Source organism: Glaciecola sp. HTCC2999 (genome assembly GCF_000155775.1).
Taxonomy (GTDB): domain Bacteria; phylum Pseudomonadota; class Gammaproteobacteria; order Enterobacterales; family Alteromonadaceae; genus Opacimonas.
This window is the reverse complement of sequence record NZ_DS989812.1, coordinates 343,785-358,655: the sequence shown is the minus strand read 5'-3', so window position 1 is coordinate 358,655 and position 14,871 is coordinate 343,785. Positions and strand designations below refer to the sequence as shown.

Annotated in this window: 12 protein-coding genes; 2 read left to right on the top strand and 10 right to left on the bottom strand. The window is 41.4% G+C overall.

Annotated features, from left to right (window positions below; translation table 11 throughout):
* Window positions 1-99 precede the first annotated feature (99 nt).
* The 3 genes from G2999_RS13605 to G2999_RS07910 are packed head-to-tail and all read right to left on the bottom strand — an operon-like array spanning window position 100 to window position 2,589.
* Window positions 100-252, bottom strand: a complete 153-nt coding sequence (locus tag G2999_RS13605) for a DUF5989 family protein (RefSeq protein ID WP_010180475.1) — start codon at window positions 250-252, stop codon at window positions 100-102.
* A gap of 11 nt (window positions 253-263) precedes the next feature.
* A complete protein-coding gene (locus G2999_RS07915; RefSeq protein WP_010180473.1) occupies window positions 264-722 on the bottom strand; it encodes an SxtJ family membrane protein in 459 nt (152 codons plus the stop codon).
* A complete protein-coding gene (locus G2999_RS07910; RefSeq protein ID WP_010180471.1) occupies window positions 709-2,589 on the bottom strand; it encodes a carbamoyltransferase in 1,881 nt (626 codons plus the stop codon). Before G2999_RS07910 ends, G2999_RS07915 begins: the two co-directional genes overlap by 14 nt.
* A gap of 197 nt (window positions 2,590-2,786) precedes the next feature.
* Between G2999_RS07910 and G2999_RS07905 the strand changes: the two genes are divergently transcribed.
* Complete coding sequence (locus tag G2999_RS07905) at window positions 2,787-4,580, top strand: S41 family peptidase (protein WP_010180469.1); 1,794 nt, start codon at window positions 2,787-2,789, stop codon at window positions 4,578-4,580.
* A 56-nt stretch (window positions 4,581-4,636) separates the two neighbouring features.
* On the opposite strand, the gene G2999_RS07900 is transcribed toward G2999_RS07905, so the two are convergent.
* A complete protein-coding gene (locus G2999_RS07900; protein WP_010180467.1) occupies window positions 4,637-5,332 on the bottom strand; it encodes a cupin domain-containing protein in 696 nt (231 codons plus the stop codon).
* A 131-nt stretch (window positions 5,333-5,463) separates the two neighbouring features.
* Between G2999_RS07900 and G2999_RS07895 the strand changes: the two genes are divergently transcribed.
* Window positions 5,464-5,661, top strand: coding sequence for a hypothetical protein (locus G2999_RS07895; protein ID WP_010180465.1), 198 nt, complete (start codon window positions 5,464-5,466; stop codon window positions 5,659-5,661).
* A 67-nt stretch (window positions 5,662-5,728) separates the two neighbouring features.
* Here the strand turns inward: G2999_RS07895 and sucD are convergent, their stop codons facing one another.
* The 6 genes from sucD to sdhA all read right to left on the bottom strand — a co-directional run bounded on the left by sucD (window position 5,729) and on the right by sdhA (window position 14,868).
* The gene (gene sucD / locus G2999_RS07890; protein WP_010180462.1) at window positions 5,729-6,601 is read right to left on the bottom strand and encodes a succinate--CoA ligase subunit alpha; all 873 of its coding nucleotides are present in this window, start codon (window positions 6,599-6,601) and stop codon (window positions 5,729-5,731) included.
* A complete protein-coding gene (gene sucC, locus G2999_RS07885; protein ID WP_010180459.1) occupies window positions 6,601-7,767 on the bottom strand; it encodes an ADP-forming succinate--CoA ligase subunit beta in 1,167 nt (388 codons plus the stop codon). The genes sucD and sucC overlap by 1 nt, the downstream gene beginning before the upstream one ends.
* Before the next feature lie 149 nt (window positions 7,768-7,916).
* Complete coding sequence (gene odhB, locus G2999_RS07880) at window positions 7,917-9,398, bottom strand: 2-oxoglutarate dehydrogenase complex dihydrolipoyllysine-residue succinyltransferase (RefSeq protein WP_010180457.1); 1,482 nt, start codon at window positions 9,396-9,398, stop codon at window positions 7,917-7,919.
* Between the two features lie 9 nt (window positions 9,399-9,407).
* Window positions 9,408-12,233 carry a 2-oxoglutarate dehydrogenase E1 component gene (locus tag G2999_RS07875; protein WP_010180455.1) on the bottom strand — a complete coding sequence of 942 codons (2,826 nt, stop codon included), beginning with the start codon at window positions 12,231-12,233 and terminating at the stop codon, window positions 9,408-9,410.
* Between the two features lie 139 nt (window positions 12,234-12,372).
* The gene (locus G2999_RS07870; protein WP_010180453.1) at window positions 12,373-13,083 is read right to left on the bottom strand and encodes a succinate dehydrogenase iron-sulfur subunit; all 711 of its coding nucleotides are present in this window, start codon (window positions 13,081-13,083) and stop codon (window positions 12,373-12,375) included.
* Window positions 13,084-13,095: 12 nt separating this feature from the next.
* On the bottom strand, window positions 13,096-14,868 hold the full coding sequence (gene sdhA / locus G2999_RS07865; protein ID WP_010180451.1) for a succinate dehydrogenase flavoprotein subunit: 1,773 nt from the start codon (window positions 14,866-14,868) through the stop codon (window positions 13,096-13,098).
* Window positions 14,869-14,871: the final 3 nt, after the last annotated feature.

The window sequence follows — 14,871 nt, the reverse complement described above, 5'->3', positions numbered from 1 at the left end:
ATTGTTATGTTAAACAATGTTTAATAAACGCAACTTTAGCTAAAATTGAGAAACAAATCCCCTGCATACGATTTCATATGGATATTTACACATTATTTATCAAAATAATGTGTAAATAAAACTAGCGAGGGAAGATTGTTGCGTCGCGACAACAATGCCACCAAGTAATGCCAAAATGATAATGATAGGAAGTAACCAAATTTTCTTGCGAACTTTTAAAAATTCCCATAAATCTTGGAGAAATTCACTCATCTTGAGTCCTCTTAAAACGGTTTGGTTAAATGTGACTTATCTAACGGCTTGTCACGTGTAATATAATATGTGGAGGGTTGTTTGATATATTTATCGTACTGTAGTCCTTTAGTTAATCTCAATATCCACCCTATCGGAGTAAAAATGACATAAAACACTAACGCTAATAATAAATAGGTATTGATAAACCCGAGCACGGAAGCAATGATCATCCAACCTACGTAAATTGGATACACCGCTTTAGGATAAATGATACCACTGGCACAAAGATATACACTCAGCCCCAATGGCCAATAAGGTATATTCTCATCAAATAACCACGGTAAAACACCCATAAAAACGATACTAATGAGTAAGCTAAACTGCCAAGCGAAATCACGCATCCCTTTATGTGCGTCACTGGTAAGCATAGGCAATGCAATTCGTTGCCAGATACGCTTTAGTTGGGTTAGTAGGCTAATCTTTAGCAAAAGTCACCTCTTTAGCTTGATTAATTTGAGCCTGAGGCATATGCGCTTTGTTTAACATGATATCGCCTAGTACCAGATAATCCATATCCGTTGCTAAGAAACAACGAATAGCATCTTGTGGTGAACATACAGGCGGCTCTCCTCGGACATTAAAACTTGTATTGATGACGATTGGCACATTGGTCAAAGCATGAAACGCACTCACCAAAGGATAGATATGACTTTGTTGTGCAGTGACAGTTTGTACTCGCGCAGAATTATCAACATGGGTGACCGCAGGAATAGGCTCTTTACCGATAACCTCTGCCACCAGTAACATGTAAGGACTAGGTGTACTTAAATCAAACCAATCCTGAGCATGTTCTGCCAATACGATAGGCGCGAAGGGACGAAACGATTCACGCTGTTTGATTTTTAAGTTCATTACTGATTGCATCTTTGGACAACGTGCATCACCAATAATACTGCGATGACCTAACGCACGAGGACCAAACTCCATTCGACCTTGAAACCAGCCGACGACTCCGCCATCAGCGATAATTTGGGCTGTCTGAGTAAATTTTTCAGCGCGTATATCAGTATAAGTCACGCCCCACTCTCGACACGCTGCCATACATTCCTCATTCGTATACTCTGGGCCTAAGTAAGCGTGCGACATATTATCTGAAGCAAGAGTGTCGTTAGCAGCAGCGTCTTTAGCCGTAGCGTCGTTATTCAGCGGCACATGAAACTGCTGATAATAATATTCAAGTGCTGCGCCCACCGCTCCACCAGCATCACCTGCTGCTGGCTGGATCCAAATATCCTTAAAGGGACTTTCTTTTAGTAACCTGCCGTTCGCAACACAATTGAGCGCTACCCCACCAGCTAGGCATAAATACGAACAGTCTGTGCTCGTAAATAGATGCTGTGCAATTTTTAATACCACTTCTTCAATGACGACTTGAATCGATGCAGCAATATCTTTTTGGAACTCAGTAACAGGCGCATCATGTGCAAGTGCTGGTGCTTCAAACAACTCACAAAACGCATCCGTTATCATTCTATCTCCAGTAGGATAATCAAAATACTGCATATTTAATTTAAACGAGCCATCATCATAAACATCTATTAAATGGCGATAAATATGCTCCACATAAATTGGTTTACCATAAGGTGCTAGGCCCATCAGCTTATACTCACCTGCATTGACTTTAAACCCGCAATAATAGGTAAACGCCGAGTATAATAATCCCAACGAATTAGGAAAATGCAGTTCCCATAATGGGGTTAATTGCGGATGATACTGCCCACTACTGTTATGCTTATGACCTATCCAGGCACTGGTCGTCGCCCATTCACCCACACCATCGAGACATAACACGACGGCTTGTTCAAATGGTGATGGATAGAAAGCAGAAGCCGCGTGTGATAAATGATGTTCACTAAAGCCTAATGGAGCTAATCCGGGTAACTTATCTTTGGCTATTTCAGTATCGATATGAGTATTTAACATGAGTGAACGCTGCTGATGGATCATGGCGCGACATTCACGACGCAATAGCTGTTTAAAGTAGAGTTTTTCTTTGAGCCAAATCGGCATTGCTCTGGCAAAAGAACGAAACCCGCGTGGCGCATGTGCTAGATAGGTTTCCAGTAAGCGCTCAAATTTTAGTAACGGTTTGTCGTAAAATACGATCGCGTCAATTTCATCAAACGTGCATTGAGCAAAATCCAAGCAATATTGAATGGCATGTTGAGGAAAACTGGGATCATGTTTGATTCGGGTAAAGCGCTCTTCTTGAGCGGCAGCAACTATCTCACCACCGATAATCAACGCCGCGGCGCTATCATGATAAAAGGCAGAAATCCCTAATATTTTTTGCATATTAATTTTTATTATTCGTTTTTTAAAAGTGTAAGGGATTTAACCCAAACTTTAAACAAGATATAATCAAATTATTAACAAGAGCGATTAAAGCATTAGATAATAAAATTGAAACTGTCACTTATTAAAATACAATATCCCCCTTCGTTGGAGGTGATGTGGTATATTTATTCGACTATTTTTAATAAGGACATTAAATGAAAGTTTGGATTGTTTGTGTAGCTGTATTTTCAGTATTGATGAGTATTAATACACTTGCTAACACCTTAAGCATTAAGGTGCATTCCCCTGATACTTCAGCTTTACATATCATTGGTAACACTCCCCCACTATCCATGGACACCCCTTTGCAACTTATTCGCAAAGGTAATCATTATCGTATATCGTTATGGTTACCTAGTACTCAAATCAATGATGTCATCCGTTATCAATTTGTCACTGAAGATGGTTCAAAGAATCTAGAGGCAAATCAGTTTAATCAACCACCCGAATTACTCCTTGAACCCATTCAAGGAATGCGTCAAACGAAACTCACTCAATCACACACCCAGGCTGTTCATACCTTCGGTGTGCCAGATATGATTAATATTGATGAAGTAGATAATTATACACCTGCGCAATTATTAGCTGACCTAGCTATCGCTAAAGAAACCATCATGAATATTCACCCTGGGGTAACCCGCTATTTGGATGAAATGCAGTTAGCACAGTTATTTTCCCAAACTAAACAACAACTTTCACAACCACAGAGTGTTAAAGATGCTTACTTGATATTCTCAAAATTAGCAGCCACCTTGCAATGTGGCCATACGCATACAGGGATTTATAATCAAAGTGCATTGATCGATCAATTAACCCTGGCTCCAGCCAATAAACTTCCCCTACTGTTTCAAAATATCGACAACCGTTGGTTTATCACGCATAACTTATCTGATAAATCTATCATCAGACCAGGTACAGAAATTATCGCCATAAATAATATGGCAGTGAAAACGATAAGCCAGCAACTGCGCTCTTTTTTAAGTGCCGATGGTAATAACCCTGCTCAGCTTAAATATTTGACTCAATTATTACCTACTACAAGTTACCAATTGTTCGATGCCTATTTTCCGCTCTTATTTAACCCTGATAATCAGCATTATAAACTGACATTACGTTTACCTAATTCGGGTCGTGAGGTTATTATTGATGTCGCTGCCCTGACATTAAAACAACGAGAACAAGCTTTACTCAATCTAGAGCCGACGCTTGCTGATAACACTTCTAGCTGGCAATATCGAACGCTTGCCAATAATACTGCGTATTTGAAGCTGGGGAGTTTTGCAACCTATAATATGGAGTTTGATTGGCGCGCATTTTACGCCCAAGCCTTTACCGATATTGCCCAAACTCAAGCGCAACATTTGATCATTGATATACGCGGCAATGGTGGCGGATCAGATGAGACCATGTTGCAACTGGGCGAGTATTTATCTGGTTCACTAAATAAACAATTACCGTTTATAGCTAAACGATCTAATATTGAGATTTCTGATAACATCAAGCCTTATTTGAAAACATGGGATAACGAGTTGTTTACACAAGCTCAGCCGTCCATACCTACCTTAGAGAAAGTGCAGACGCCCTACGATGGTAAAGTGTGGTTGTTAGTTGATGGCGCGAACTCATCCGCGACCTTTATGATGGCTAAACAATACCAAGATGCAGGCATTGCAACGATCATTGGCAGTCCCACCGGTGGAAATATGAATGGGATCAACGGCGGTGGCATGTTTTTCATGGTATTGCCTAATACTCAAATTGAAATCGATATCCCTATTTATCAATACTTGCCAGTTGACGATACTGTGGATCCTCAAAACACCCATGGTGTCATTCCAGAGGTACTTATCAAGCCAACAGTAGCTGATATTATAAAAGCGCAAGATGGCGTGCTTAAGCGAGTTTTGGCACATATACACTCCACTGGCACTCAAGCAAGTATTCAATAACACCGTCATCCTTTAATGCGATGTTTCATGGGCAGGTTAGTTTATGGGCGAGTGAATTATTTTATGTAATCCATTACTCGCTTAATCTGCTCATCTACGCGTGATAAATGCCCTGTTTTGATCCAAAGATTAGCCCCCTTCGCGCCAGCTGTTGCATGAAAATTTTCACCACAAGGAATGCGTAGCCAAGTGTATTGTGCTAACACTTCAGGTTGATTTTCTTCAGATGCTTCAATTAGTTCTCCCGATAACACCAATATTTCAATACCGCCATTATCTGTCAAATCAATGTGAGCATGGGGCTCAATAACCTGTTGCGATACCGTTTCCACTGCATCTTTGAACAAAGTCTGCTTGCAGTGTGTTGGGATGGGGATATTAACATGTTGACGATCATCCGGCTGAAATTGCCACAATTTTACGAATATCACACATCCTTCTTCTGAACGTGGAATATGGCTTGATGTCGGCGGATTACGGACATAAGTGCCTGCGGGATAATCACCATGTTCGTCTTGGAATGTCCCCTCAAGCACAATAAACTCTTCGCCCCCAGAATGAGTGTGCGCAGAGAATTGACTACCCGGTGCATAGCGTACAATAGAAGTTGCACGAGCAACCTCTACCCCCACCCTGTCTAAAATACGGCGGTCGACTCCAGGCATGGGCGAGGCTTGCCAATCTAAATGAGTCGTGTGTAATGTGACACGCTGATTAAATTTAGCATTAATAGTAGATAGAGAATGACGCATTGTTTGCTCAATTTAATTAATTATTATAATCATACATAAAAAACTAGACTCTCAGCCAGCAGATTAAATACTTCTAATTATTATACTGAGATTGTCTGAATGACATTAACTAGAATTTTAAGGAACATAAAATGAAAAATAATACTTTACGTAAATTAAATAACAAAGAAATGCAGATGATTGCTGGCGGAAATTTAGAAGCACCGTTACCTGCTTCACATAATGTGTTCAGTAATATTAAACGGTTTAATTATTTATATTCTCAACATGATGAATTACTCAGTGATCGCGCAGCAGAATTACATACCAAGTTTGCTATATCAGCATGACCAATAAAAAAGCCGTATCATTTACATGATACGGCTTTTTCAAATTAGACTGACACAACGTCGTTAATTACCAACCAGTAATTTCACGTAATGCTTTACCAATGTCCGCTAAAGAACGTACGGTTTTTACACCCGCCGCTTCTAACGCTGCAAATTTTTCATCAGCAGTACCTTTACCACCAGAGATAATTGCACCAGCGTGACCCATACGCTTACCAGCAGGTGCAGTTACACCCGCAATGTAAGATACAACAGGTTTAGTCACGTTGTTTTTGATAAATTCAGCTGCTTCTTCTTCTGCTGTTCCACCAATCTCACCAATCATAACAATCGCTTCAGTTTGAGGATCGTTTTGGAATAACTTCAATACGTCAATAAAGTTAGAACCAGGGATAGGATCACCACCGATACCAACACACGTAGACTGACCAAAACCTTCATCAGTAGTTTGCTTAACTGCTTCGTACGTTAATGTACCAGAACGAGAAACAACCCCTACTTTACCAGGCTTATGAATATGACCAGGCATGATACCAATCTTACACTCACCAGGAGTAATAACACCTGGGCAGTTAGGACCGATCATAGTTACGCCTTTTTGAGATACATACTCTTTAACGTAAATCATATCAACAGTAGGAATACCTTCTGTGATACATACGATGATCTCAATACCTGCATCAGCGGCTTCAATGATAGAATCTTTACAGAAAGCAGCTGGTACATAAATAACAGATGCAGTTGCACCAGTTTCTGCAACAGCATCTTTCACTGTATTAAATACAGGAAGACCTAGATGAGTAGTACCACCTTTACCAGGAGTCACACCACCAACCATTTGCGTACCGTATTCGATCGCTTGCTCAGAATGGAATGTACCTTGACCGCCAGTGAAACCTTGGCAGATAACTTTAGTATCTTTATTAATTAATACTGACATTATTTGCCCTCCGCAGCAGCAACAACTTTTTGTGCAGCATCGGTTAATGATTCTGCAGCGATAATATCAAGTCCAGAGTTAGCTAATACTTCACGACCAAGTAATGCGTTAGTCCCTTCTAGACGAACAACTACAGGTACATTTACGCCAACTTCTTTTACTGCGCCAATGATACCTTCAGCAATCATGTCACAACGCACGATCCCACCAAAGATGTTCACAAGAACCGCTTTCACGTTATCATCTGATAAGATAATTTTAAATGCTTCAGCAACACGCTCTTTTGTCGCACCGCCACCAACATCTAGGAAGTTTGCAGGGCTACCGCCATGTAAGTTAACGATATCCATCGTTCCCATTGCAAGACCAGCACCATTAACCATACAACCTACGTTACCATCTAGAGCAACATAGTTTAATTCCCAAGCTGCTGCTTGTGCTTCACGCGCGTCTTCTTGTGAAGGATCGTGCATTTCTTGAAGCTTAGGCTGGCGATACATTGCATTGCCATCAATCGCTACTTTAGCGTCAAGACAATGTAAGTCACCGTCAGCTTTAATAACTAGTGGATTGATTTCGATAAGCGCAACGTCTAATTCTTCAAACATTTTCGCTAGACCCATGAAGATCGTAGTGAATTGACGAATTTGAACACCTTTAAGACCTAATGCAAACGCAATTTCGCGAGCTTGGTAAGGCTGAGCACCGACTAATGGATCAATCGCTGCTTTTAAGATTTTTTCAGGTGTTTCTTCTGCAACAGTTTCGATTTCAACACCACCTTCAGTAGAGGCCATGAAAACGATACTACGAGTTGCACGGTCAACAACCGCACCTAAATATAATTCTTGGTCGATATCAGTACATGATTCAACTAAAATTTTTGTCACTGGCTGACCAGCTTCATCTGTTTGGTAAGTAACCAAGTTTTTGCCTAACCAGTTTTCTGCAAAAGCAGCAATTTCGTCTTTCTGCTTAACTAGTTTTACACCGCCAGCCTTGCCTCGGCCACCTGCGTGTACTTGACATTTTACGACCCACTCGTCACCGCCAATGCGGTCAGCTGCTTCAACAGCTTCTTGAGCAGTACCGGCAGCAAATCCTTCAGATACAGGTAAACCGTATTCTCTGAAAAGCTGTTTACCCTGATATTCATGCAAATTCATGGTTATTTTCTATCCACTTTATTAATTTAAAGAAAGCCATCTATCCTGGCTATATTTATACTAGACGTTCTCCAACGCCTATAATAAGAAAGATGATACATGACATATCATCTTCCTCAATTTGTTCAAGACTAATGTCTTAAAACGAATTACACATCAAGTAATAAACGTGTTGGATCTTCTAGCATTTCTTTCACAGTCACTAGGAAACCAACAGATTCTTTACCATCGATGATTCTATGATCATACGATAATGCAAGATACATCATAGGTAAAATTTCTACTTTACCATTAACCGCCATTGGGCGATCTTGAATTTTATGCATACCTAGAATCGCGCTTTGAGGTGGGTTGATAATTGGCGTTGATAACAACGAACCAAATACACCACCGTTAGTGATAGTGAAATTACCGCCTTGAAGTTCATCAAGTGATAATTTACCGTCACGGCCTTTTAATGCAAGTGCTTTAATGCCACCTTCTATACCCGCCATACCTAATGTATCCGTATCTTTTAATACTGGCGTTACTAGGCCACGTGGTGTAGAAACCGCAATCGATACGTCAAAGTAATTATGATAAACAATGTCATCACCATCAATCGATGCATTCACTTCTGGGAAACGTTTTAATGCTTCAGTGACTGCTTTCACATAGAAAGACATGAAGCCAAGGCGAATGCCGTGACGCTTTTCAAAGCTTTCTTGATACTGCTTACGTAAGTCCATGATTGGTTTCATGTTCACTTCGTTAAAAGTCGTTAACATTGCAGTTGAGTTTTTCGCTTCTAATAAACGATTTGCAATTGTTTTGCGTAAGCGTGTCATCGGAACACGTTTTTCAGTACGTTCGCCCATAGGAACAGCTGGTGCCTCTGTAGTTGTGCTAGCAGCTGAAGATGCAGCTGGAGCTGATTTTAAATGTTTTTCGACGTCTTCTTTAGTAATACGTCCGCCTTTACCAGTACCTTTAATACCGTTTGCATCTAAGCCTTTTTCCGCTAACAAGCGACGAACTGAAGGACTCAGTGCATCAGATTCTTCAACATCATCAGCAGGTGCGGCAGAAGCGGCTGGAGCAACTGCTCCGGCACCGGCTGCAAATTTAGCAATCGCTTGCTCAGCTGTCACCGTCGCACCTTCTTCAAACAATATTTCCGTTAATGCACCTGCACTAGGTGCAACCACTTCTAGCACTACTTTATCAGTTTCGATATCAACTAGGTTTTGATCTTGAGCAACCGCTTCACCTACTTTAACATGCCATGTTGCAATCGTTGCATCGGCTACAGACTCAGGTAAAACAGGTACTTTAATGTCTTCAGCTGGGCCAGCTGCCGCCGCAGGTGCCGCCGCTGGTGCAGATTCAGCTTTAGCTGCAGGTGCAGCTGCTGCGCCCGCAGTCAAATGAGCGATCAGTTGCTCACCTAGAACAGTGTCACCTTCTTGGAATAAAATTTCAGAAATAACACCGTCTTCTGGTGCAACTACTTCTAAAACAACTTTATCAGTCTCGATATCTACAAGGTTTTGATCACGTGATACGCTGTCACCAGCTTGTACATGCCATGTTGCGATCGTTGCATCGGCTACCGATTCTGGTAATACCGGAACTTTAATTTCAGTAGTCATTAGAAATCCTTATTTAATTGTTAGTGCGTCATCAACCAACTGCTTTTGTTGTTGATTATGGACGGAAATATAGCCAACCGCAGGTGAGGCAGACGCATCACGACCGGCATAAGTAAGTGTCGCACCTTGAGGGATTGACGCATAAAAACGATGTTGAGAACAGTACCAAGCGCCTTGATTCATAGGCTCTTCTTGGCACCAGACCCAATCTGTTACATGCTGATACTGTGCAAGCTCAGCATTGATTTCATCAATTGGGAATGGGTAAAGCTGTTCAATACGAATAATTGCCACATCGTCTTGCTCGTTTTCACGGCGTTTTTCAAGTAGGTCGTAATAGACTTTACCTGAACATATAACAACACGTTTCACCTTTTTAGGATCAATGTTATCAATTTCACCGATGATATTTTTAAATACGCCAGTCGATAGTTCTTCCATTGAAGAGACGGCTAAAGGATGACGCAATAATGACTTAGGTGACATCACTACTAAAGGACGACGCATTGGACGTACTACTTGACGCACAAGCATGTTGTATACCTGAGCCGGTGTTGATGGTACACATATTTGCCAGTTATGGTCAGCACAAAGTTGTAAGAAACGCTCAAGACGAGCAGAGCTGTGCTCTGGTCCTTGGCCTTCGTAGCCGTGTGGTAATAACATTGTTAGACCACATAAACGGCCCCACTTAGCTTCACCTGAACATAGGAATTGGTCAAATACAACTTGAGCACCATTAGCAAAATCACCGAACTGTGCTTCCCACAGTGTTAATGTACGAGGCTCTGCAGTAGCAAAACCATACTCAAATGCTAACACCGCTTCTTCAGATAATACTGAATCATAAATCTCAATTTGACCTTGGTCTTCATTCAAGTTTTGTAATGGCATGTAAGTCGAGCCATCACTTTGATTATGTAAGACAGCATGTCTGTGGAAGAACGTACCACGACCTGAATCTTGACCCGTCATACGGATATCATGTTTACGATCAAGGATATTAGCATAAGCTAAATTCTCAGCCATACCCCAATCTAATAAACGCTCACCTTCAACCATTGCCTTGCGGTCTTGGTAAAGTTTATTTACACGCGACTGTAGCTTATGTTCTTCTGGGAAATCAATTAAACGTTGACCTAATTCCTTAAGCTTTTCAACCGAAGTAGAGGCATCATAATCAACCGTCCAATCATGACCAATGTACGGAGTCCAATCAACAGAATGTTCTGTCATTGGGCGCCATTCTTCTACCACACAAGCACCATGATCAAGCGCAGCACGATACTCCGTGATCAGTTTTTCTACTTCATGAGCTTCAATTGAACCTTCTGCTGTAAGTTGATCAGCATAAATTTGACGAGGAACAGGATGCTTTTTCACTTTTTGATACATTAATGGCTGAGTCGCATTTGGCTCATCAGCTTCATTATGGCCATGACGGCGATAACATACTAAATCGATAACAACATCACGCTTAAATTTATTACGGTAGTCTAGTGCCAATTTAGTCACAAACATCACCGCTTCAGGATCATCACCATTTACATGGAAAATAGGCGCCTGAACCATTTTAGCAATATCAGTACAGTATTGCGTCGAACGAGTATCTTCTGTTTTTGACGTAGTAAAGCCTACTTGGTTATTGACTACGATACGCACGGTACCGCCAACAGCAAAACCACGTGTTTGAGACATGTTAAACGTCTCTTGTACTACGCCTTGTCCAGCAATCGCTGAGTCACCATGAATGGTAATTGGTAATACTTTTGCACCATCTTCAGAATCACGGCGCGATAAACGGGCGCGTACTGAACCCATTACTACTGGATTAACAATTTCTAAGTGAGAAGGGTTAAACGCTAATGCTAAGTGGACATTACCACCTTCTGTAGCAAAATCAGATGAGAAACCTGCGTGATATTTAACATCACCGGCACCCAAAGAATCATCATGTTTACCAGCAAATTCATCAAATAATACCGAAGGGTTTTTACCCAATACATTTACGAGTACATTTAAGCGACCACGGTGAGCCATACCCACAACGACTTCTTTTGTACCGGCTTTTCCCGCTTCGCTAATTAAGCCTTTCAGCATAGGGACTAAACTATCACCCCCTTCTAGAGAGAAACGTTTCGCTCCAGGGAACTTAGCGCCAAGGTATTTTTCCATACCATCTGCTGCGATAAGACCTTTAAGGATTTTAATTTTTTCTTCGCGAGTGATAACAGGTTTAGATTCAACTGATTCGATGCGTTGTTGTAACCAACGTTTCTGCTCAGTATCAGTAATGTGCATGTATTCAGCACCGATAGAACCACAATATGTACGATTAAGAGATTTGAATAATTCACCTAGTGGCAATTTATCTTTACCTAACGCATATGAACCAAGATTGAACTGAGTATCAAAATCTTTTTCCGTTAGGTTATGATGAGAAAGTTCTAAATCACGGACACGCTCTTGTTGCCATAGACCCAAAGGATCCAAATTAGCATGTTGATGACCACGGAATCGAAAAGCATTGATTAATTGCAATACTTTAACTTGTTTCTCATCGCCAACAGCACCAACAGCGGGGGCTGCATTAGAGCTAACACGCGCCATCGGACCTAGCGCCGCTAATTTACGGAATTGGTCACGAATTTGAGTGTGATTTGAATCAAGTTCAACACCATCTACTTTTGGTAAATTTTCAAAAACTTGTTGCCAAGTCGATGGAACGCTTTGCGGGTCCTCGAGATATGCTTCATACAACTCCTCGACGTATGCCGCATTCGCACCAGCCATGTGAGATGAATCCCACCATGCTTTCATTGCGCTATCTTGCATTATTGTGCCCTGTTATAACAGTATTAATAGTATGAGTTCATCATTGAACTCATTGTGTATTTACTCAAAAAAATAGCCGTCTTATACAAGACAGCTATTTAGTATTCAATTCATAGGCGAGTTCCCTCGCCTAAAACAACTAAACAGCTCGTTGTAAGAGCATCGATTTAATCTGACCGATTGCTTTGGTCGGGTTTAAACCTTTTGGACATACACTGACACAATTCATGATCCCGTGACAACGGAATACACTAAATGCATCGTCTAAGTCATTTAAACGCTCATCAGTCGCAGTATCACGACTATCAATTAAGAAACGATACGCGTGTAACAAACCAGCAGGACCGATAAATTTATCAGGATTCCACCAGAATGATGGGCATGAAGTTGAACAACATGCACATAAAATACACTCATATAAACCATCCAGCTTCGCACGTTCTTCAGGCATTTGAATGTGCTCACGTGATGGTGGCTGTTTGTCATCGTTAATTAAGAATGGCTTGATCTTCTCATATTGAGTATAGAATTGCGTCATATCAACGACTAAATCACGCACAACAGGTAAGCCAGGTAATGGACGAACCACAATTTTACCTTTGCCTAGTGCTGATAATGGTGTGATACATGCTAGGCCATTTTTACCATTCATGTTCATACCATCTGAACCACATACTCCTTCACGACATGAACGACGGAAAGATAATGTAGGATCTGTCTCTTTCAAGGCAATCAATGCATCAAGCACCATCATGTCCTGGCCTTCTTCAACCTCTAACGAGTACTCTTGCATACGCGGAGCATCATCAATATCAGGGTTGTAGCGATATATAGAAAAATTAAGTTGCATTATAGTCTCTCCTTAATATGTACGTGCTTTCGGCGGGAATGCTTCACGCAGATTAGGCGTCATATTAACGTCACGTTTAAGCATAGATTCAGACTCAGGCAGATAGATGCTGTGGCATAACCAGTTATCATCATCACGCTCTGGGAAATCGAAGCGGCTGTGAGCACCACGACTTTCTGTTCTGAAGTTCGCTGCAACTGCAGTGCTGTACGCGGTTTCCATTAAGTTATCTAATTCTAAACATTCAATACGTTGAGTGTTAAAGTCAGACGACTTGTCATCCAGTCTTGCATTCTGGAGACGTTCACGGATTTCTGCTAACTCTTTTAGACCTTCGGCCATTGAGTCACCTTCACGGAATACCGAGAAGTTTAATTGCATGCATGTTTGCATGTCTTTCTTAATTTGGACAGGATCTTCGCCCTTACCTACTGCGCTATTTTCCCAACGATTGAAACGAGCTAACGCTGCATCAACATCATCAGAAGACGCTTCACGCGCAGAATCAGTTTCACTTAGTTTATCACCTAAATGTAAACCTGTTGCACGACCAAATACTACTAAATCAAGTAATGAGTTACCACCTAAGCGGTTTGCACCATGTACAGATACACAAGCAATCTCACCACAAGCAAATAAACCATTCACTTTAGATTCAGTACCATTCGCGTCAATTGTAATGACCTGACCATCAACGTTCGTCGGAATACCACCCATCATATAGTGACATGTTGGAATAACTGGGATAGGTTCTTTGACCGGATCAACGTGGGCAAAGGTTCTCGATAATTCAAGAATACCAGGTAAACGTGATTCAAGTACTTCTTTACCTAAGTGATCAAGTTTCAACTTAATATGAGGACCCCAAGGACCATCACAACCTCGGCCTTCACGGATTTCAGTCATCATTGAACGAGCAACAACGTCACGACCCGCTAAGTCTTTAGCGTTAGGAGCATAACGTTCCATGAAACGTTCGCCATCTTTGTTCAATAGGTAACCACCTTCACCACGGCAACCTTCAGTTACCAGTGTACCTGCACCAGCGATGCCAGTTGGGTGGAATTGCCACATTTCCATATCTTGTAATGGTACGCCTGCACGTAACGCCATACCAACACCGTCACCAGTATTAATGTGTGCGTTAGTAGTAGAAGCGTAAATACGTCCAGCACCACCAGTAGCTAAAACTACCGCTTTAGATTTAAAGTAAACGACCTCACCAGACTCGATATCGATTGCAGTACAACCCACTACATCGCCGTCTTGGTTTTTCACTAAATCAAGTGCATACCACTCTGAAAACACTTTTGTTTTGTTTTTTACGTTTTGCTGATAAAGCAAATGTAATAGTGCATGACCCGTACGGTCAGCAGCAGCGGCAGTTCGAGCAGCTTGCTCACCGCCAAAATTCTTAGATTGACCACCGAAAGGACGCTGATAAACTTTACCTTCTTCTGTACGAGAGAAAGGTAAACCCATATTTTCCATTTCAATAATGGCTTCTGGGCCAGTTTTACACATGTACTCAATCGCGTCTTGGTCACCGATATAATCAGAACCTTTAACGGTGTCATACATATGCCATTCCCAATTATCTTCGTGCGAATTACCTAAGGCTACGGTAATACCACCTTGCGCAGACACTGTGTGAGAACGGGTTGGAAATACTTTGGATAATAACGCACAGGTTTTACCTGATTCTGAGATTTGTAAAGCGGCGCGCATACCTGCACCACCTGCACCAATCACTACTGCGTCAAACTCATGAACTGGAATACTCATATT

Bases quoted from the DNA above. Each gene is read 5' to 3' on its own strand.
- G2999_RS07900 (WP_010180467.1), bottom strand. From the start codon at position 5,332: ATGCGTCATTCTCTATCTACTATTAATGCTAAATTTAATCAGCGTGTC.
- odhB (WP_010180457.1), bottom strand. From the start codon at position 9,398: ATGACTACTGAAATTAAAGTTCCGGTATTACCAGAATCGGTAGCCGAT.
- G2999_RS07875 (WP_010180455.1), bottom strand. From the start codon at position 12,233: ATGCAAGATAGCGCAATGAAAGCATGGTGGGATTCATCTCACATGGCT.
- G2999_RS07870 (WP_010180453.1), bottom strand. From the start codon at position 13,083: ATGCAACTTAATTTTTCTATATATCGCTACAACCCTGATATTGATGAT.
- sucD (WP_010180462.1), bottom strand. From the start codon at position 6,601: ATGTCAGTATTAATTAATAAAGATACTAAAGTTATCTGCCAAGGTTTC.
- G2999_RS13605 (WP_010180475.1), bottom strand. From the start codon at position 252: ATGAGTGAATTTCTCCAAGATTTATGGGAATTTTTAAAAGTTCGCAAG.
- G2999_RS07905 (WP_010180469.1), top strand. From the start codon at position 2,787: ATGAAAGTTTGGATTGTTTGTGTAGCTGTATTTTCAGTATTGATGAGT.
- sdhA (WP_010180451.1), bottom strand. From the start codon at position 14,868: ATGAGTATTCCAGTTCATGAGTTTGACGCAGTAGTGATTGGTGCAGGT.
- sucC (WP_010180459.1), bottom strand. From the start codon at position 7,767: ATGAATTTGCATGAATATCAGGGTAAACAGCTTTTCAGAGAATACGGT.
- G2999_RS07910 (WP_010180471.1), bottom strand. From the start codon at position 2,589: ATGCAAAAAATATTAGGGATTTCTGCCTTTTATCATGATAGCGCCGCG.
- G2999_RS07895 (WP_010180465.1), top strand. From the start codon at position 5,464: ATGAAAAATAATACTTTACGTAAATTAAATAACAAAGAAATGCAGATG.